Below are 19,130 nucleotides of genomic sequence, written 5' to 3'. Positions count from 1 at the left end.
ACGCTCACAACTTCCCCTTAGACTTAGCTTCTGCTGAGCCTATTTCTGCTCCTGCTATCAACGGTTAATTCCTTGATTACAACTAAATATTAGCAAAAAAGCACTCTCAGAAATGGGGGTGCTTTTTTGTTGTGTTTGATTGGTTATTATAGCCTATTGGGGAAATATGGACACTTCTTGGTTTATTTGTTGGTCGGACATTAGGATAAAGTAGACGGGGTGAATGGCCGTTCGCCCCTACATAACACTTGATCAACAATTGGGTAATTTTTATGACTGTTCTCAGCAATCCACTCGGAAAAATCGGCAAAATTCTGATAACCCTGGCAATTATTGTGTTACTCCTCATGGGAGGGGTTGGTTACACCGCTTGGTATTATTTGAAGCGGGAAGTCCCCGTTGTTTACGATTCCCCAGAAGAACATTTTAAATATGGATCAATTAATTCTGGTGGCCTTCCTTATTGGATCTGGGTTGTCTTACCCAGTCTTTTTCCTGAACATTTACCAGGCCCAGGAGGATACACTTCCGTCGGGTATATCTGGGAACCAGGAAAAGAAAACCCCGTAGGCATTTCTAAAAGTACCATTGGCTTTGAAAAACAAGGGGTAACTTGCGCCATGTGTCATAGTGCAACCTATCGTAAAAGTCCTGAAGATACCCCAACCTTGGTTTTGGGGGCCCCCGCCCAAAAATTTGATACCCAGGCTAATATTCGCTTTTTATCCGCTTGTGGCAAAGATCCCCGGTTTACGGCTGACTATATTTTGCCGGCCATTGAAGAAAAACATCATCTTTCTTGGATCGAAAAACAATTGTATAGTCGTCTGTTAATTCCCCAAACCCAAAAAGCTCTAATGGGTTTAGGACAAGGGTTTGCTTGGATGAATTCTCGTCCTGATGCGGGGCCCGGCCGTATTCCTTCTTTTAATCCTGTTAAATTTATTAACTTTGGTTTACCCCTTGATGACACCATTGACAATGTAGATGATCCTCCCCTCTGGAATGAAAAGCAACATAAAGGCTTTGCTTATCATTGGGATGGGTTAGAAACAGATCTTACGGAAGTGGCAATTATGGGGGCCTTGGCCGCAGGAACTAAACCTGATAATGTCCCCCTCGAAGATTTACGACGGGTTGAAGACTTTATTCGTGAAGTCCAACCCCCTGCTTATCCCTTTGAAGTTAATCAAGAATTAGTCGCCAAAGGTAAGCCCATTTTTGAGAAGAATTGTGCCACTTGTCACGCTTTTGGCGGCGATCGCACCGGAACCGTTATTCCCGTGGAAGAAGTGGGAACTGATCGCCATCGCATTGATATGTGGACTCAAGCAGCCGTTGATAAATACGAGGCCGTAGGAGATGGGACAGAATGGGATTTTACTCATGTTCAAAAAACTGACGGTTATGTGGCAGTTTCTCTGGATGGAATTTGGTTACGGGCCCCCTATCTCCATAATGGTTCCGTTCCCTATTTAAGCGATCTCTTAGAAGTCTCCGAAAACCGCACCCCCGTCTTTTATCGGAGTTACGATGTTTATAATCCTGAAAAAGTCGGTTTTGTCTCAGAAGGGCCAGAAGCAGCTAAAGAAGGGTTTAAATATGATACTGCGGCCGAAGCAAACAGTAATCAGGGTCATCTTTACGGAACAACCTTACCGACTGAGGATAAACAAGCTTTAGTGGAATATCTGAAAACTTTATAGCAATATTTTGAGATTTTTCTGGAATATTTCTCAATGAGGCTGTAGAAAGATCTGTCTTGGGGGTGTATCTCACCCTAAGAAGGAATGATCAGGGTACATTGACTGATTTAATTCAAATAAATGTGAAGACAATGTACGTTTTAAGTTTCCATTTGGGAACACTAGGGTTAACCAGAAGAATTCTCAGGTTCTTCTCGATCTCGCAGTCATCATTGAGAAATTGCTATGTTAGCTACATCTTCTTATCTCGACACCGATAATTATGAACCTCCGTCTGTTCCCGATTTTATCAGAAGCAAGACAGAGGGAGATATTGACGAGATCAATTCTGCCTTACAGGAGGATTTGCTAGAATTACAAGAAATAGAACTGACAGAAACTGATAGCAAAGCCAATCGGGCCAGCACTGATTTAGTTCGGTTATACCTTCAAGATATTGGTCGCGTTCCCCTCCTCAAAAAAGAAGAAGAAGTCTCTAAAGCACAACAAGTGCAACGTTATATTCATTTACTAGAGATACGAGAGGCCGCAAACAAAACGGAAGATACCATCCTGAGTCAATTTATTTCGGTGTCTCAAGTTCATGATCAGTTGATGGCACAATTAGGTCATCGTCCCTCTTGGGAAAAATGGGCGAAAGCGACTGAAATGACTGTGTTTGAATTAAAACAAATTTTAGCCCAAGGAAAAAAACAATGGGCAGCATTGGCCAACCTGGAAGTCTCTGAATTAGAACGCATTCAAAAGATGGGAATTCGGGCTAAAGATGAGATGATTAAAGCGAATTTGCGCTTAGTGGTTTCCGTGGCTAAAAAATATCAACATCGGGGTTTAGAATTACTGGATTTAATTCAAGAAGGCACCTTAGGATTAGAAAGGGCCGTTGAAAAGTTTGATCCCCTTAAAGGATATCGTTTTAGTACCTATGCTTATTGGTGGATTCGTCAGGGAATTACTAGGGCGATCGCTACTCAAAGTCGCATCATTCGTCTTCCGGTTCATATTACCGAAAAACTCAATAAAATTAAACAGGCCCAGCGCAAAATTTCTCAAGCTACGGGACGCACTGCTTCTCTTGATGAAATTGGCAAAGAAGTTGATATGACCATTTCACAAGTTAGAGAAGTCTTGATGAAAATTCCCCGTTCTGTTTCTTTAGAACTGAAAGTCGGTAAGGAAAAAGATACGGAATTAGTCGATTTATTAGAATCAGATAATGCTTCTCCTGAAGAGAGTTTAATTAGTGAATCTTTACGTCGAGATTTACAGCTTTTATTAGATGATTTGACCGTCAGAGAACAGGAAGTTATTAAACTTCGTTATGGGTTTGATGATGGGACTGCCTATTCCTTAGCAGATATTGGACGGGCCTTAAATTTGTCACGGGAACGGGTTCGTCAAATTGAATCTAAGGCACTGCAAAAGTTGCGTCAACCTCGCCGTCGTAACCAAATTCGGGATTATTTTGAAACTTTGAGTTAAACTTCATTTTTTCAGTAGAAACAGAAGATGTAAAGATAGTTTTTTTGACTATCTTTTTTATTGACTTCATTATTCTTTTTGAGGGCCAAAAGGACGCGCTAAAGGTTCACCGATAAAAATTCCTTGTCCAACCCAAGGAACACTTTTCCAATAAGCTTGTAATAAATTATCACCGTTAAGATAGTGATACATTACAATACCAGGATGAGGGAATTTCTGAGGAAAGTTACAAGGTTCGACCACTGTACCATAACTCCCCGTTGCCCCCGCTTCTAACCACCTTAAACTACTCATTTGTTTACTATCCGTCAGTTGTCCCCCAAAGGAAGTCAGATGATCGGCGATCGCCCCTGGAACAAACTGATTGGTTTTCAGTTTATTGACCTTAGTTACTCCGGTAAAATAAAACAAAATATCTGTTTTTTCCCGTAAAACATTGCCATTAATCACTTGAATAGGCAATTTTTTAGAAAGTTGATTCACAATACTTGGATAAAAAGCAGAACGAACATTACGCGCTTTATCTTTTGTATTCATTAAATAAGCTGTCCCTTGGGGATAAGTATGATCAGCGGCCACACCACGATCAATTAATGCTTTCGCTTCTTCAAAATTTTGAGCAGCGATCGCCATAGTGGGACGAATGCCAAAATCTGTGTAAGGTTGGGAACGATTGCTGTTAAAGTAAGGATTAGCTTGAGTAGGTTGACATCCTTTGGCACAATAACGGGTATCAAATCCCAACGCAAAGGCACTGGTCATGGACATACAACCCACACGATAGGGACTGTCCCAAGTTAACGCATAACCTTGAGCATCAGGGGGCGTTAGCAGGTCAACTTCTGTTTTAAGGCGTTGAAATTCTTGAGGTGATAAGGTGGAAACATTGGGATCGAAAATCACTTCAATGACGTATTCTTGCGGAATTTTTCGTTTTTTACGATAATACTCGGCAATTTTGACACTTAAGGGATCAGCATGATTAACTATAATAGCGATTTCTGAGGTTTTTGACGTTTTAGAAAGGCTTTGACAGGTCATTAACCCTAAGCATAATAGGAAAATTAAGGTTTTGCTGAAAAATGCTAATTTTTTCATGATAATTTTTTAGTTTAAAATTAAAGTCAGTCAACCGTAAATCTGACAAATTCTGTCAAATTGCTATATTATTTGGGAGAATCTTCATAACAATCTTACTCATGTCTAATTGTCCTAAATGTCAGCAACCTGTTGAGACTCAAGCGATTGAATGTCCTTATTGTAAGACAATACTTAAAGCTTATGGACATCCAGGAATTCCGTTATATCAAGCGAGTCAAGATGAATTTTTATGCGATCGCTGTACCTATCATGAGGACGATAGCTGCAATTATTCTAAACGTCCCTACGCTAAAACCTGTACTCTCTATTATGATAAAACTCAACCTTTAGTCATGGAAGAAACTATCACATTAACCCCTAGTAACCCTATTAAGATTATACAACGATGGTGTTATCGAAATAGAGCTTTACTCTTAATTATCGGATTAATTGGTATTAGTTTATTAATTGCTTTATTGAATTAAAATAATGAACGACTGGGATTGCTTTTGAAACTTCTCGGTAAATCGGTTTCATCATTTTTCCCCTCTGAATTTGGACACCGTTCTGTATAAACCGCTAAATCAAACCAAAAAGTGGTTCCAACTCCCACCTCACTAATCAGATTGATTCGACTATGATGTTTATCAATAATATTTTTAACAATAGATAAACCTAGTCCCGTTCCTTCTAAGGTATGAACCCGATTTTCGACTCGGAAAAAGCGATCAAAAATTGCTTCTTGATCTTCAGTATCAATACCAATTCCTGTATCAGAAATTTCAATTCTTACAAAAGATTTTTGATTGAAAAGGTGAGAATGACCTTCTAAATGATAGGCCCGAATAACAATTTTCCCCCCCGATGGTGTAAATTTCAGGGCATTTCCCACTAAATTAGTAATCACCTGTAGCAATAAATCATAATGTCCTAAAACGAGGGGTAAATTAGCCTCAATTTCTTGATTTAACTCTAATCCTTTGTCTTTAGCATTCAGTTGATAACTGCGTAAGGTTTGCTCAATTAATTGTGAAAGATCAACGCCATTAAGATAATAGGTTTTAGCCGATTCTAAACGAGATAAATCTAACACATCATTGACTAAACGAGTCAGGCGATCAGTTTCATGATTTGCCGTTTCTAGAAACTCTTTGCGTTCGGTTTCTGTCAAATCTTCCCCAAATTCAGATAAAGTTTCAATGAAAGATTTTATATTAAATAATGGTGTTCTTAACTCATGGGAAACATTACTAATAAATTGACTTTTTGCTTCATTTAATTCGACTTCACGGGTAATATCTTGTACCGTCATTGCAATCCCTTTCAAGGTTTCTCTATGTTGATCAAAGACTTGCGTTAAAAGCACACGAACAACTCGTTGATTAGGTTGAGTTAAAGGAATCCGAAATTCTTCTGGAGATATTCCTGTTTCTATTTTAGATTTCTCTTGCTTAGTTTCCTTATTCTCTCTGTCAGATTCTTCTGAAGTTTCCGGATCACTTTGTACCATTTGTTGCAAAGGAATCGTCAATTGATTGGTTAATTCACTCGGCAATAGTTCTAGAATATTACTCCCAATGAATTTTTGTCCTTCCCAACCAAACATACGCCGCGCTGTGGGATTAACTAAGAGTAAATGTAAATTAGTATCTAATAGAATTGCGCCATCGACAATGGTCGAAACTAAGGTGTCTAATTTTGCTTTCTCTGCGGTTAATTCTTCAATATTTTGTTCTTCATAACTTTCCAGACGTTCTGCCATTTCATTAAAGCTAAAAATTAATTCCCCTAATTCACCCCCAAAAGGAAGATTAATTCGCTGTTTAAAATTACCTGTTGCAATATTTTTTACGCCTACTAGCAATTCTTTAATGGGACGAGTGATGGTTAAGGCATTAAAAACAGCCCCTAAAATTACCATAGCCCAAATCGCAACAAATACAGCAATAGTCACATCACGGGTTAAATTAGAGGAGTTAACGACGGTAGGATTAGGATTAATGCCAATGGCTAAAATTCCTAAATATTGACCGTCATGTTTGAGGGGGACAAAGACATCTGTAACCTCCCCATTAGGACTTTGATGCTGACGTACCATAGGTAAGCTATCATTTTCAAAGTCAGCATCTGGTAACTCAATACGACGTTTAATTGTCAAGGAATTTTGAACTTCTGCCGCCGAATAGGGAATACCAAAGAAAATTTGCCCATCTTTATCGGCATAAATCATATAGCGTATGCTGGAGGTACTTTGGTAAAAGCGACTCGAAAACCTTGCGACATCGGTTAAATTGTCTTCAGCAATTAAAGGAGCAACGTTAGAGGCCAGCAATAACCCTAAATCTCGACCAAAGCGTGTATCACTTAATTGGGCATCTTGTTGAATGCTATTGACGGCCCAAAAGGTTAAACCACTCATCAACAAGGAGACGGCCAGGGTCGCTGCTGCCATTAACTTCGTTTGCAGGGTAAATTCCGACCACCAGCGTCTAATTATCTCTCGGACTTTGGATAGGAGACTTAACAAGGTTTACTCAGATTCAAAATAATACATCGTTCAATTTACTTTCATATTATGGCCTACCTCTAGGGTTGATTGCCAGGAAATCAAGGATAGAACCGAATTTAAGATTAATTTTTGTCGATGGGTTGAAACTTCTGGGCAGTTGTGTTACGATAGTTAATCGTGAGATAAATGGGTCGATGCCCGAGTGGTTAATGGGGGCGGACTGTAAATCCGCTGGCTATGCCTACGCTGGTTCAAATCCAGCTCGGCCCACCACAATATTCATCTCACTGCCCGTGTGGCTCAGTGGTAGAGCACACCCTTGGTAAGGGTGAGGTCACGAGTTCAATCCTCGTCACGGGCTTTGTAGCTGTTATTGATGCGCTTCCATATAAGCTCTTAGTAATTGGTTGATCTCTGTTTGATAACTCGGCCCTTGAGACTTAAACCACTCTAATACATGCCTATCAATAGGGACTGTAGCTTGAGTTTTGGCTTTTGCATTGGGTACACCACGCCGTATAACTGCTTTAGCAAACATTTCCGGCATAACTTCTGGACAAGATGAAAGACTTTATTGTTCTTGATACTGAAGGAAAAGACTTATTAAAAGAAATTGCTGTTATTGATAGTCAAGGAAAATTGATTTATGAAGCATTTTCTCAAGAAAATCTCGATAATTATGACATAAAATTTAATCGGAAACCTCTCAAGGAAATTCTCAATGATTTTTCACAATTATCCCATAATAAATTAATTATTGGTCATCATATTAGCTGCGATCTTAAAGTTTTACAAAATAGTTATATTAAATTTGGTATTGATTGGGTTGCTTCAGATTTTAATTGTAGTTTAGAATTAGCTAAAAACTGTTTTCCAAACTTTCCCAGTTATTCCCTTGAATATTTAAGCAAAAAATTAGAACTCAAGGTAAATAACAGTTATTTCAACTCAAAAAAAGCTCATAATGCCAGATATGATGCTCAATTCACTTACCAACTTTATCGAAAAATATTAGCTAAAAAAGCCATGACATCCTATACCATTAATCCTTTCGGAAGCAATAGAGTTGATAATCCTTTTCAAGATCATGTTGATTTAAGTTCAATTTATCAAGATGAATATAGAATTTTAGAATCTATTATTGAAGATATCAAATATGACAAAAATCATCAAAGTAAAGGGGCTATTATTATTGGTGAACCTGGAAGCGGAAAAACACACTTAATTATGCGATTGGCCAAAAATCGCTTAAAATTCAACCGTTTATTATTTATTAGATGTCCCAATAATTCTCAAGCTGTTCTTTATCACATTTATAGTCGAATTCTAGAATCTTTTGTCCATGAAGTTCCAGGAACAAAATATTCTCAAATTGAGCATTTATTAGCCCATAGTTTTGTTAAGCTAATTAGTCATAATACTTTTATGAATCTTAATCAAAAAGATCTCTATATTATAGAGTGTGTGAAAGAAAATTCCTTAGATTTATATGAAAAATTAGGGGCAGAAGATAGTAGTAAAAAAATAGGTTATTGGCAACATATTGAAAAACGAACCAATGAATGGTGGTTTAATGAATATGGACTCTCTGGTTATGCTCCTCAAATTATTAAAGGAATTGTTAAATTTTGTTCCTATCAAGAACGAAAAAGAAAAGAATTAGTAACTCGTTGGTTAGCGGCTGAATCATTAGCTAAAGAAGATTTAGAGTTAATTGGATTAGAAGATTGGAGTGAAGAAATTAGTAAAGAAGATTTCTCTTTACAAGCAATCTCCGTATTTAGTAAATTATCTTTACTAGATGAACCTTTAATTATTGTTTTTGATCAATTAGAATCTTTAGGTTTAAGACCTAATGAAACTATCTTATTTCGGTTTGGTGAAGCTGTCAAAGAAATTTTCACTCACGTTCCCAATAGTTTAATTATTCTCAATCTTTTTCCTGATCGATGGCAGCAGTTTCAAGAAAAGATTGATCGTGCAATGATTGATAGATCATCTCAACATCAAATTTACTTAAAATCTCCTAATGATCAAGAATTAAAAGGTATTTTAGAATTAAGATCTCAAGATGAGGGAATTGATTTAACTGAGCTATTTACATCAGAAGAAATCAAAGATATTGTTGATCAAACATCAATTCGTGCCATGTTAAATCGAGCTTCAGATTATTATCGATTTAAGGTTAATAATATTCCTCTTCCTGAGCCAATTAATTCCAATGAAAATAAGCAAAATTATCAATCATTTTCTTTAGAAACAAGAGTAATAAGGATTGAAAATCAGTTATCTGAACTTCAAAAATTATTTAAACAATTAGGAGGATTTTTTGATAATCATGAATCCTTTATTATTACTAATGATGTTGCTTCACCTGATATTATTCCTTCAGTTCTTGAGAGCAAAAAATCAACAAATTCTCCTAGTAAAGTTATTAAAACTGAGGTGATACCCACAGTGATTGATATCAAAGATTCACCTATTATTAACACAATTAAAGACAGATTGCAAGAATTTTTAGAAAAAAATAAAGCAATTCTTAATCAAGAATATCAAAAACTACAAATCATTAGTGAAAGCGATGATATTGGTAAATTAATGGGAATTTTAGTAGCGTTTAAACCCGTCTTAAACCTTGAGATTGATCACTTACTATTAGGTAATAGAAAAGTACCGGATCACTGTCTAATTGAAAAAGACTCTAAAAAAGTATTTATTGGATTTTTACATAGTGATGGAGCGGCTTTTACTTCTCGTATCAAAAACTGTAATGAGTTAGTTGTTACCAACAAAATTATCCAATTTCAACTATGGAGAGATGCTAGACAAACTGCTATTAGTGGGAAAGGGGGAAACAATCAAATTGATATGCTCAATAATTCTGCTAACGGAAAATTTTGTATCATGGAAAAAGAAGATAGAATACAATTTGAACTAATTTATAAGGTAATTACTGACATTCAAAATAGAGATTTAGAGATAGAATTAGAACAAGCTTTAAGGTTTTTATTGTCAGAAATGACAGAATCTTGGTTAATTAAAACTTTATTATAATTATTCTTAATAAGAAGTGAAATTTGTGGAAACAAGAGATTTAGATGAAAATACCTTAATAGATTTAGATCAAAATGGCCAGCTTTGTAGCATGACCATTGAACACGCAAAAGAGAGGGTTGGCATTCCTGAAATCGAATATCAAACAATTACTTTACAATCCCCTTCTAAATAACTACTAAATATTCCCTTCGCTTTTTCACTGTACAAATAATGTTGTATATTAGCTAAGTGCTGAGTCTTTTCAAAATCTTGTCAATTAGGACTAACATTAATGGCTAAGGAAAAATCTGATTTACTGAAAATAACCAAGCAAGAGGAAGATTATTCTCGCTGGTACTTGGATATTGTAGACAGAGCCAAATTAGCGGAAGAATCTGGGGTTCGCGGGTGCATGATAATCAGGCCAGAAGGATTTGCGATTTGGGAGAATATGCAGCAAACCTTAGATAAGATGTTTAAGGATACTGGCCATTCCAATGCTTACTTTCCCCTGTTTATCCCTGTCAGCTATTTTTCTAAGGAAGCAAAGCACGTTTCGGGTTTTGCCAAAGAATGCGCCGTTGTTACCCATCATCGCTTAACTACCAATGAATCAGGGGAAATTGTCGTCGACCCTGAAGCTGAATTAGGGGAACCCTTAGTCGTCAGACCTACCAGTGAGACAATTATCTGGTCAGCTTACCGCAAATGGATTCAAAGTTATCGAGATTTACCGATTCTTTTAAATCAATGGGTCAATGTTTGTCGTTGGGAACTGAGAACTAGACCTTTTTTACGCACCACTGAATTTCTGTGGCAAGAAGGCCATACTGCTCATGCTACCTTTGCAGAAGCTGAAGCGGAATCTCAGCAAATGCTTGAGGTTTACAAAACCTTTGTACAAGACTATTTAGCCATTCCTGTTTTAGCGGGTCGTAAAACTGAAAATGAGAAGTTTCCAGGGGCGGAACATACTTATACAATTGAAACGATGACCCAGGACAAACGGGCCATACAAGTTGCTACCAGTCATAATTTGGGAACGACTTTTGCCAAAGCATTTGATGTGACTTATTTATCTGCTGAGGGAACCCAAGAATATCCTTTTGCTACCAGTTGGGGCATTACTACCCGATTAATTGGTACTTTAATCATGGTGCATTCCGATAATCAAGGATTTGTGTGTCCGCCGAGAATTGCGCCTTTACAGGTGGTTGGTGTGCCAATTTTCCGTAAAGAGGCAGAAAAAGAGAATGTCTTGGCAAAATTTCAAGAATTACAAGCAGAGTTTAAAACCCTTGATAAGTTTTCTTTTAAAGTTGATGAAAGGGAAAATTTAAGCCCAGGATTTAAGTTTAATGATTGGGAATTAAAAGGCATTCCGTTACGCATGGAAATGGGGCCCAGAGACTTACAAAATGGCAATGTTGTCTTAGTGCGTCGTGATACGGGAGAGAAAATTATTGTTCCCCAAAGCGAGTTAAAATCGAAGATTCCAGAGCTATTAGAAGACATTCAGACTAGCCTTTTCCAAAAAGCCCAAGAGTTTCAGGGTCAGAATACTTATTCAGTCTCAACTTATGAAGAATTTAAGACAGGAATTGAGACAAAGCCAGGGTTTTATTTAGTTTACTTTGATGGCAGTCCTGAAGATGAAGAAACCATTCAAGAGGAAACAAAAGCAACTGGCCGTTGTATACCGTTAGGGGAAACCAGTAAACCAGGTAAATGTTTTTATACAGGTAAACAAACTAATCAACAAGTTGTCTTTGCGAGAGCTTATTGATAGAAACTGGTCTAAAAATATACTTTGTAGGTGGGCAATGCCCGCCCTACAAGTTATGTGTTTACCAACGAATGGAACGAGAGGTATTTGCAGAAGGGGTGACAGCTACATCAGAATTTAGGGTTAAAGTGAGATCACGATCAGGATTAATTACCACGACTTGATGTGTTCCACCCCCAATAATTTGACCTTCTGGTAAACCCCAACCTAAGAAAGTACCTAAAGCGGCTCCACCTAAGACTTCCAGGGGTTCAATGCGGCGATCGCCTGTGGTTCCTGCAATAATAGTAGCAGTTCCGGCCCCGGCAAAGGTTCCGCTTAAAATATTAGCAATGGTGGCTCCATCATTGACGGTTTCGACTCTAGCGACAATGTGAGAAGTTGCATTAAGGGGTATCCATTGATTACCATTAATAATCATCTCCCTGGCCACATATTGGGCCCCTGGGTCTGCGGGTTCGAGTTGTCCCCGAATGATGGTTCCTGCGGGAATTAAGAGGTTGCCATTGCGATCGCTTAGGTTAGCTGCAACTTGTAATTCGAGGGGTATATATTCCCCTTGGTTGACTCGAATGGGTGACTCTCCCTCGTAGCTAACGGGAATTAAAGTTCCGCTAGGAATGATAACAGTATTATAGTTTTCTACAGTATTTTGGTTAGGTGTCGGATAGGGTTGAGCAAGCACCGAAACGACGGGCAATAATGGGGTTGCTGTAAGACCCAATAATAAAACACTGAGTGCAGATATTCCTGATTTGGTAAGATTAAATTTAGACATTGATCATCCCCTCCCTTGGCTGAAAAATAGGGTAGGGTATAGTTTCCCTCTACTTTAAGCATAGATCTAAAATTTAGGAATGTCAGTCCCCAAAATAGGGGAATTTTTAGAACTTTTGGGATGTTTATTGGAGGAAATAAGTAGAATTAAGTAGCAAAAAATGTCTTATGTATTGAGGTCAATTTGATGGAATCTCTTGTTAAAAAACGTTACTATACTGCTGAGGAATATTTGACCCAAGTTATTAAAACCAACAAAACCCAGTAGAGACGTTGCCTGCAACGTCTCTACGTTAATCTATTTTGATAACCGGATTTGGTATCATAACGAAATTACCCTTAATTTTGCCAGTGCTTTAAAAATTGCGCTACGGGGAAGAAATTACAAAGTTTATATGACAGATTTACGGTTATGGATTCCTACATTTAGGGTTTATACTTATCCTGATATTATGGTAGTGACAGGTCAACCTATTTACTTTTCTGAAACTGAAACCTTAAATTTAACTTCATTAGACTTGAGGATAAACCTAGGTGAAATTTACGAAGGAATTACCTTTGAGTCTATCTAGATTTTTTTACTATGTAGGGGCAATTCCTGAATTGCCCCTACTGCTGTCAATATAATGGGAAATTAAACAGCTTTTTGTATTCCAGGAAAATGCTGATATTTAGCATAAAATCCCAGTAACATTAAGACAACAATTCCCACCGTTCCAATACCTATATAACTGGGAACCCAAAAAGATGCTTCAATGGTATTCAGTTGACCTGGTTGAAGTTTCCAAATCATGGTTTTATCAACTAAAGTTGAGCCATTGCCTAAACTTTCACCATTTTTGAGTAAATCTTTAACTGTCCAAGGAGTCGTTAAAGCAAATTTTAAATCGACTAAAGATCCAGGACTAACAATAATATTACCCTGTTTAGATAAGACTCCTAATGCTCTTAGATCAACTTGAATATTGAGGAGATTTTGTTCAAAAAATACCCAATTACTTTGTTTAATTGACATCTCTGCCTTGAGTTGCACTAACTCTGAATCTTCTACTTTAAGACCAGAAGCAATCTCAGTGGTTTTAGGATTAAAAAATTGATTAAATTTTTCAGTTAAGTCTTTTCCATTACTAAAAGGAATTCTCACAATCATCTCTTCTGGAGAAATTTTCTTGGCAGTTCCTTTAAGTTCTTTGGCGCGACTTTCTAGACTATCTAACCATTTAGTAGCCTCAGTTTGACTCAAACTGGTCAACTGTTCAGCTAAGCGAATATGTTGAACAATTTCCCCCTGATGTTGCTCAGAAAAATTAACACCCACATCATAACGGACACATCCCGTTAAGACCATTACTAAACTAAAAATCAGAGGAATGAATAAGGATCTTAATAATCCTTTTTTTGCGGTTTGATTGTCATTTGTTTGCTGATTCACAGTTCCCAATTAACCCTTAATGCTAACAATAAAAGAGTAACAAAAATTAACTTCTGTGCGATCGCGTCGGAACGAAGATAGGAACTTCTGACTTCATTTAATCATCGTCCCAGTCATCATTTGTAGCAGCACTACCACCACCAACCGTGACTAAATCAATTTGTTGTCGATAATAGTCTACACTTTTTACTTCCACTTCGACTTCATCCCCTAAACGATAGGCAATACGATTTTTTCGGCCCACCAAACAACCATGACGGGCCCGATATTCATACCAGTCATCTTTAAGGGAACTCACATGAACTAACCCTTCTACTAATAAATCCTCAATTTCCACAAAGAAACCATAGGACTGAACCCCTGTAATTAATCCGCGAAAAACTTGTCCGGTTCTTTCTTTCATTTTCTCAGCTTTCTTTAACCCGTCAAGATCTTTTTCTGCATCTTCTGCTAACTTTTCTCGATCATTGAGATGGGTGATTAACAAATGAAAGGTGTCCTCTAATTCTTCCTGGATAGTAGGAGGTAATACATTCCAGTTAATATTGCCATGACTACTATTACTGCGAAGATCTACACCAGTTTTTGATTGTTTGGTGCGACGATCACGTCCTTGACTGAACAGTAATTTTAAGACCCGTTGAATTAATAAATCAGTATAACGTTGTCCAGGGGAAACACAATGCGTGTAACAATCGGAGTAAGCTAAACCAAAATGGGGGGCCGGATGACTACTATATTTAGAAGATTTTAAGGTGTCATGAAGCAAATAATTCAATACCCGTACCTTAGAAGATTGACTGAAAGCTTGAGTTAAGTTGTAGTAATCTTGAGGTTTAATATCTTCTTCCGGGTCTAACTTCACCTCTAAGCCTAAATTCTGAGCTAATTTGATTAAGTCTTCTAGTTCTTCCCAATCAGGTTCTGGTTGGGTACAATAAATCCCTGGAAGTTGTAATGCCGATAAATGCTCCGCCACCAATTTTCCAGCAACAATGATCAATTCAGTTAATAAAGAACGAATAGGAACCGTAGAAGAAGCAATAATTGTTCCCACTCTTCCTTCATCTTGATAGGGAGATCTCGGTTCTAATTGAATTTCAAATCCTCCCCGTTGTAACCGTTGTGCTTTAACCAGGGGACTGAGGGTAAAGAATAATTGCTTTAGTCGTTCGGTTAAGTCTTGTTCTTGCTCAGGGATCTGCTCTAAATTGGATAAGATAGTGTGAGCTTGTTGATAAGTTAATTGATAATCAACATTAATAACAGTGGGTTGTAGATTAAATTCTATCAATTGACCATTCTTATCAAAAGTCATGATCACTGATAGGGTTAAACAGTCTGTTTCGGGTTTGAGGGAATAGCGTTCGATCACCGTTTCTGGAAATAAGGGCAGCACTTTTTCCCCTAAATAAACAGTGCTTCCGCGTTTTTTGGCTGATTTATCTAAAATAGAATCGGGTTGAATATAATGGGCTATATCCACAATATGAACCCCAAATTGCCAATACTGCTCTTCGGTTTTTTCTAAGGTAAAAGCAGTTTCGATAAAGGGTTGACAATCTCTTTTGAGATCTTCAACAAAGCTAAAGGTTAGGAATTTTCGCCAATCTACCCGATTTTTAAGCTCTTTAGGCTCAAAGGTTGTGGGTAACGCCTCCGCCGTTTTGTGGATCGCCTCTGAGAAGATTTGGGGTAAATCATGTTTACAACAGACAATATCTGTATCAGCCGCCGCTTCTGCATCACTGCCTAAAATGCGGGTTACTTGTCCCACAGGAGGATGATCACCAATAGGATAACGTACCACAGACACATGAACCAAATGATCCACCGCTTTTTCTAAATTTCCCCCATTTTCTTGGAGCATTAATTCAAATAACAAGCGATCATCTAAGGGAATGGCCCGATAGTCTTCATCCTCTTTTTTGACTTGAGCTAAGAGGGAAGGGTTAGCTCGTTCGAGGATCAGTCTTACTTCTCCTTCTGGGGAACGACGACGGGTTCCTTCTTTAATAATTTTCACTAACACGCGATCGCCATTCCAAGCATTACTGAGATAGGTTTCTCTCACATAAATGTCTTCCGCATCTTCTTCATCTTGAATGGCAAAACAAAACCCTTTACTAGAACAGCGCAATTTGGCTTCCACGACGTTGTCTTCAGGAATTCGTCGATATTTTCCTCGCTCCTTGACTAACATTCCAATGCGTTCAAGAGCGTCGAGGATAATTTGCAGTTGTTGGACGCTTTCTTCGTCTTCACATCCTAGTTTTTTCTCTAGCAGTTTGGCCGCCACTAATTTGTTATCACTAAAATGGGACAATAGTGTAGCGATTGAAAATTCCATCTATAGCAGTCCTTACTAAATGTGAGTTGGCATTGTTTGTCTGAAGATAGGAGGAACGGCACTCTGTCAATCATGAGTAATTCTTTCGTTTAAACTCCACACCTAAGTTACGAAGGTGTCCTATCTAAGCTGAAGATTTCCCTGTAATTGGGGCATTTAGGTTGCTGATAGTGTTAACCTGAAGTTGACACCTCTAAACCCTGTTTTTGAGTGGGACTAGCAAGGGTGAATGTTTCAAGGTTTCACACCGCTAGAAGGGTTAAGCTGACATTCCATCACGATGAGTGACGTTGTCTTTAGGAACCTGGGATTTTGTTGGCGAGAAGTACCCCTTAAGAGCAAAGTGAGAGTTGTATCTTTGAAAAGGACGACTCTCGTTGGAGATTAACCCTGCTTAAGATTAGGATAATCAACTAATCTGGGGTTGCTTCCTGCCACAAACTCATCTAGTCTCTCATTTTACCAAGGGAAGGGACAATCTGAATATTTGTCTTTCGAGGTGTCAACAGTAACACAGACTGCTAGACTGTCACAGGATATATGTAGATTCAGCAATCTGGGGAGTTTTTCTGACTTTTTGACCAGAATTTGTTATAAAATAGTACAAAAGAACTTGAAATGTTAAGTAGAGACTGATAACTAACAATGATGTTAACCCAATTCCGAATCAAATACCCTCAAGGTAGTCTAATCAGTGAGTTAATCACCATTAATCATGGTAAGTACATTGTACGGGCCTTGGTGCAAATCAATGGTCTAACGTTAGGGACAGGATTAGCGGCTGATGATACCATTGAAATAGCAGAAGAGCGGGCCAAAGAGCGAGCTTTAGACAGTCTTCAACTTGATCAGATGTTAGTTGAATCTTCTCCAACTGTTGTTTCTCCTTCGCAACAACCTCTGACAGAAACAATAAACGCTGTTGAAATCCAGGAAAAAACACCGGAACCTCTTCAAAAAAATAATCCCATAGAAGAGGTAGAAAAAACGCCGCAACCATCAGTTAAAACCAACAGTAAAACCCTACCTAAATCTACAAAAAAAGCGGCAAATGCTGCCATAAAATCTTCAGAAATTGAGTTTATTCCCCCGAAACAAACTCCCATTGCTGCGGTTGAAACTGTTACAAAACCTGAACCTGAAAGGGAAGAAACCGTAATTGCGACTTCTCAAACTATAGTTGAATTTGAAAGGGAAGAAACCGTAATTGCGACTTCTCAAACTATAGTTGAATTTGAAAGAGAAGAAACCGTAATTGCGACTTCTCAAACTATAGTTAAACCTGAACAAGAAGAACAACCCTTACCCATTTTAGAAACCACCAAAGCATCAGAAATAGAAGAAGAAGCCTTAGATTTTTCTGATATTATTGCTCGTTCTAATGCGGAATTAAAGCGATTAAAATGGACAACTGATCAAGGTCGAGAATATTTACTAAAAACCTATGGAAAGCGATCGCGTCAAGTGTTATCTGATGAAGAACTACTGGAATTTCTGCATCATTTAGAAAGTCTCCCCACCCCATCTTAGTAAGTAGGGAGAGGAAAGATTTAAGCCACAGCAACCGGAGGATTACTTGCTGAAGGACGACGGTTAATCACTTGATCAATTAATCCATATTCTTGTGCTTCTTCAGCCGACATAAAGAAGTCCCGTTCTGTATCTTCAGCAATCTTATCTAACGATTGTCCCGTATGACTGGCTAAATGACTATTCAAAAGTCCTTTGAGATAAAGAATTTCTTTGGCCTGAATTTCAATATCTGTCGCTTGTCCTTGGGCCCCACCGAGGGGTTGGTGAATCATAATGCGAGAGTTAGGGAGACTCATACGTTTACCTTTGGCCCCTGCACTGAGGAGAAATGCCCCCATACTGGCCGCGAGTCCAATACATATCGTAGAGACATCAGGACGAATTTGATTCATGGTATCAAAGATTCCCAGACCCGCAGAAACAGAACCCCCAGGAGAGTTGATATAGAGGTAAATATCTTTATCGGGGTCTTCTGCTTCGAGGAATAACAACTGGGCCACAATGAGATTAGCATTCTCGTCTCTGACTTCTTGTCCCAGAAAGACAATGCGTTCCCGTAAGAGACGGGAGTAAATATCAAAAGCGCGTTCACCACGGCCAGAGGTTTCGATAACGGTAGGAATCATGGAGTTTCTATTTTTTGTCGTGTTTCTTTTGATTTTAGCGAGTTTGTCTGCCCGATGGATAGATAAGCAAGTTGCTCATCTATAAACTGAGCTTATATTTATGATAATTAATACTTTTGTTGTATTCCTTTACAATTCGTTACAAAGTTGCTAATATGAATTCATCATACAAAAGGCAAACGCCGAAAGGCAAAAAAGCCAACCTTATCGTACCTCGAAAACAAAATAGGAATTATACCCAAATGACTACTACCTTACAACAACGCGAAAGCGTTTCCGTTTGGGAACAGTTTTGTCAGTGGGTTACCAGCACCAACAACCGCATTTATGTAGGTTGGTTCGGTACTCTGATGATCCCCACCCTCTTAACTGCTACCACTTGCTTCATCATCGCTTTCATCGCTGCTCCTCCTGTGGACATCGATGGTATCCGCGAACCCGTAGCTGGTTCTTTACTATACGGAAACAACATCATCTCTGGTGCAGTTGTTCCCTCTTCCAACGCGATCGGTCTTCACTTCTATCCCATCTGGGAAGCTGCATCTTTAGATGAATGGCTTTACAATGGCGGCCCTTACCAATTAGTAATCTTCCACTTCTTAATCGGAGTATTTTGCTACTTAGGTCGTCAGTGGGAACTGTCCTACCGTTTAGGAATGCGTCCTTGGATCTGTGTTGCCTACTCTGCACCTGTATCTGCTGCGACTGCTGTATTCTTAATCTACCCCATCGGACAAGGTTCTTTCTCTGATGGTATGCCTTTAGGAATCAGTGGAACCTTCAACTTCATGTTCGTGTTCCAAGCAGAACACA

General features: G+C 38.3%; 15 protein-coding genes, 2 tRNA genes and 1 pseudogene. 11 read left to right on the top strand and 7 right to left on the bottom strand.

Annotated features, from left to right (window positions below; all coding sequences use genetic code 11):
- Positions 1 to 272: 272 nt before the first annotated feature.
- Entirely contained in the window at positions 273 to 1,706 is a 1,434-nt protein-coding gene (locus tag VB715_RS21535) for a cytochrome c (protein WP_323303247.1), read from the top strand.
- A 225-nt stretch (positions 1,707 to 1,931) separates the two neighbouring features.
- Positions 1,932 to 3,188 carry an RNA polymerase sigma factor SigC gene (sigC, locus tag VB715_RS21530; protein WP_323303246.1) on the top strand — a complete coding sequence of 419 codons (1,257 nt, stop codon included), beginning with the start codon at positions 1,932 to 1,934 and terminating at the stop codon, positions 3,186 to 3,188.
- Positions 3,189 to 3,257: 69 nt separating this feature from the next.
- Here sigC and VB715_RS21525 read toward each other — a convergent pair whose 3' ends face one another.
- Positions 3,258 to 4,286 (bottom strand): TIGR03790 family protein, encoded by a 1,029-nt coding sequence (locus tag VB715_RS21525; RefSeq protein WP_416336968.1) that lies wholly within the window; start codon positions 4,284 to 4,286, stop codon positions 3,258 to 3,260.
- Between the two features lie 101 nt (positions 4,287 to 4,387).
- Between VB715_RS21525 and VB715_RS21520 the strand changes: the two genes are divergently transcribed.
- The gene (locus tag VB715_RS21520) at positions 4,388 to 4,753 is read left to right on the top strand and encodes a zinc ribbon domain-containing protein (protein ID WP_323303245.1); all 366 of its coding nucleotides are present in this window, start codon (positions 4,388 to 4,390) and stop codon (positions 4,751 to 4,753) included.
- Here the strand turns inward: VB715_RS21520 and nblS are convergent.
- A complete protein-coding gene (gene nblS / locus VB715_RS21515; RefSeq protein WP_323303250.1) occupies positions 4,750 to 6,720 on the bottom strand; it encodes a two-component system sensor histidine kinase NblS in 1,971 nt (656 codons plus the stop codon). The genes VB715_RS21520 and nblS overlap by 4 nt on opposite strands.
- A gap of 245 nt (positions 6,721 to 6,965) precedes the next feature.
- Between nblS and VB715_RS21510 the strand changes: the two genes are divergently transcribed.
- Positions 6,966 to 7,050 (top strand) — tRNA-Tyr (locus VB715_RS21510).
- A gap of 16 nt (positions 7,051 to 7,066) precedes the next feature.
- Positions 7,067 to 7,138: transfer RNA gene (locus VB715_RS21505), tRNA-Thr, on the top strand.
- A 9-nt stretch (positions 7,139 to 7,147) separates the two neighbouring features.
- On the opposite strand, the gene VB715_RS21500 is transcribed toward VB715_RS21505, so the two are convergent.
- Positions 7,148 to 7,315 carry a BrnA antitoxin family protein gene (locus VB715_RS21500; protein WP_323303249.1) on the bottom strand — a complete coding sequence of 56 codons (168 nt, stop codon included), beginning with the start codon at positions 7,313 to 7,315 and terminating at the stop codon, positions 7,148 to 7,150.
- A 23-nt stretch (positions 7,316 to 7,338) separates the two neighbouring features.
- Here VB715_RS21500 and VB715_RS21495 point away from each other — a divergent pair, with 23 nt between their 5' ends.
- The 3 genes from VB715_RS21495 (at position 7,339) to proS (ending at position 11,599) form a co-directional block, all read left to right on the top strand.
- A complete protein-coding gene (locus VB715_RS21495) occupies positions 7,339 to 9,831 on the top strand; it encodes an exonuclease domain-containing protein (protein ID WP_323303244.1) in 2,493 nt (830 codons plus the stop codon).
- Positions 9,832 to 9,856: 25 nt separating this feature from the next.
- The gene (locus VB715_RS21490) at positions 9,857 to 10,006 is read left to right on the top strand and encodes a DUF2283 domain-containing protein (RefSeq protein ID WP_323303243.1); all 150 of its coding nucleotides are present in this window, start codon (positions 9,857 to 9,859) and stop codon (positions 10,004 to 10,006) included.
- Between the two features lie 99 nt (positions 10,007 to 10,105).
- Positions 10,106 to 11,599, top strand: a complete 1,494-nt coding sequence (proS, locus tag VB715_RS21485) for a proline--tRNA ligase (RefSeq protein ID WP_323303242.1) — start codon at positions 10,106 to 10,108, stop codon at positions 11,597 to 11,599.
- Between the two features lie 61 nt (positions 11,600 to 11,660).
- On the opposite strand, the gene VB715_RS21480 is transcribed toward proS, so the two are convergent.
- Positions 11,661 to 12,377, bottom strand: a complete 717-nt coding sequence (locus VB715_RS21480) for a hypothetical protein (protein WP_323303241.1) — start codon at positions 12,375 to 12,377, stop codon at positions 11,661 to 11,663.
- A 394-nt stretch (positions 12,378 to 12,771) separates the two neighbouring features.
- Here VB715_RS21480 and VB715_RS21475 point away from each other — a divergent pair, with 394 nt between their 5' ends.
- Positions 12,772 to 12,948, top strand: a complete 177-nt coding sequence (locus VB715_RS21475) for a hypothetical protein (RefSeq protein ID WP_323303240.1) — start codon at positions 12,772 to 12,774, stop codon at positions 12,946 to 12,948.
- A 62-nt stretch (positions 12,949 to 13,010) separates the two neighbouring features.
- On the opposite strand, the gene VB715_RS21470 is transcribed toward VB715_RS21475, so the two are convergent.
- Complete coding sequence (locus VB715_RS21470; protein WP_323303239.1) at positions 13,011 to 13,808, bottom strand: DUF3153 domain-containing protein; 798 nt, start codon at positions 13,806 to 13,808, stop codon at positions 13,011 to 13,013.
- Between the two features lie 97 nt (positions 13,809 to 13,905).
- Positions 13,906 to 16,158, bottom strand: a complete 2,253-nt coding sequence (locus VB715_RS21465; protein WP_323303238.1) for a ribonuclease R family protein — start codon at positions 16,156 to 16,158, stop codon at positions 13,906 to 13,908.
- A 645-nt stretch (positions 16,159 to 16,803) separates the two neighbouring features.
- Between VB715_RS21465 and VB715_RS21460 the strand changes: the two genes are divergently transcribed.
- Entirely contained in the window at positions 16,804 to 17,688 is an 885-nt protein-coding gene (locus VB715_RS21460) for a hypothetical protein (protein ID WP_323303237.1), read from the top strand.
- A 20-nt stretch (positions 17,689 to 17,708) separates the two neighbouring features.
- Here VB715_RS21460 and clpP read toward each other — a convergent pair whose 3' ends face one another.
- Positions 17,709 to 18,350 (bottom strand): ATP-dependent Clp endopeptidase proteolytic subunit ClpP, encoded by a 642-nt coding sequence (gene clpP / locus VB715_RS21455; RefSeq protein ID WP_323303248.1) that lies wholly within the window; start codon positions 18,348 to 18,350, stop codon positions 17,709 to 17,711.
- Positions 18,351 to 18,559: 209 nt separating this feature from the next.
- Here clpP and VB715_RS21450 point away from each other — a divergent pair.
- A pseudogene (locus VB715_RS21450) lies at positions 18,560 to 19,130 on the top strand (photosystem II q(b) protein); the annotation flags it as partial.

This window comes from Crocosphaera sp. UHCC 0190, from assembly GCF_034932065.1.
Classification (GTDB): Bacteria; Cyanobacteriota; Cyanobacteriia; order Cyanobacteriales; family Microcystaceae; genus UHCC-0190.
This window is presented reverse-complemented; position numbering and strand designations above follow the sequence as displayed.

Coding starts and splice junctions, on each gene's coding strand:
- VB715_RS21535 (WP_323303247.1), top strand. CDS start 273: ATGACTGTTCTCAGCAATCCACTCGGAAAAATCGGCAAAATTCTGATA.
- sigC (WP_323303246.1), top strand. CDS start 1,932: ATGTTAGCTACATCTTCTTATCTCGACACCGATAATTATGAACCTCCG.
- VB715_RS21525 (WP_416336968.1), bottom strand. CDS start 4,286: ATGAAAAAATTAGCATTTTTCAGCAAAACCTTAATTTTCCTATTATGC.
- VB715_RS21520 (WP_323303245.1), top strand. CDS start 4,388: ATGTCTAATTGTCCTAAATGTCAGCAACCTGTTGAGACTCAAGCGATT.
- nblS (WP_323303250.1), bottom strand. CDS start 6,720: ATGGCAGCAGCGACCCTGGCCGTCTCCTTGTTGATGAGTGGTTTAACC.
- VB715_RS21500 (WP_323303249.1), bottom strand. CDS start 7,315: ATGTTTGCTAAAGCAGTTATACGGCGTGGTGTACCCAATGCAAAAGCC.
- VB715_RS21495 (WP_323303244.1), top strand. CDS start 7,339: ATGAAAGACTTTATTGTTCTTGATACTGAAGGAAAAGACTTATTAAAA.
- proS (WP_323303242.1), top strand. CDS start 10,106: ATGGCTAAGGAAAAATCTGATTTACTGAAAATAACCAAGCAAGAGGAA.
- VB715_RS21480 (WP_323303241.1), bottom strand. CDS start 12,377: ATGTCTAAATTTAATCTTACCAAATCAGGAATATCTGCACTCAGTGTT.
- VB715_RS21475 (WP_323303240.1), top strand. CDS start 12,772: ATGACAGATTTACGGTTATGGATTCCTACATTTAGGGTTTATACTTAT.
- VB715_RS21465 (WP_323303238.1), bottom strand. CDS start 16,158: ATGGAATTTTCAATCGCTACACTATTGTCCCATTTTAGTGATAACAAA.
- VB715_RS21460 (WP_323303237.1), top strand. CDS start 16,804: ATGATGTTAACCCAATTCCGAATCAAATACCCTCAAGGTAGTCTAATC.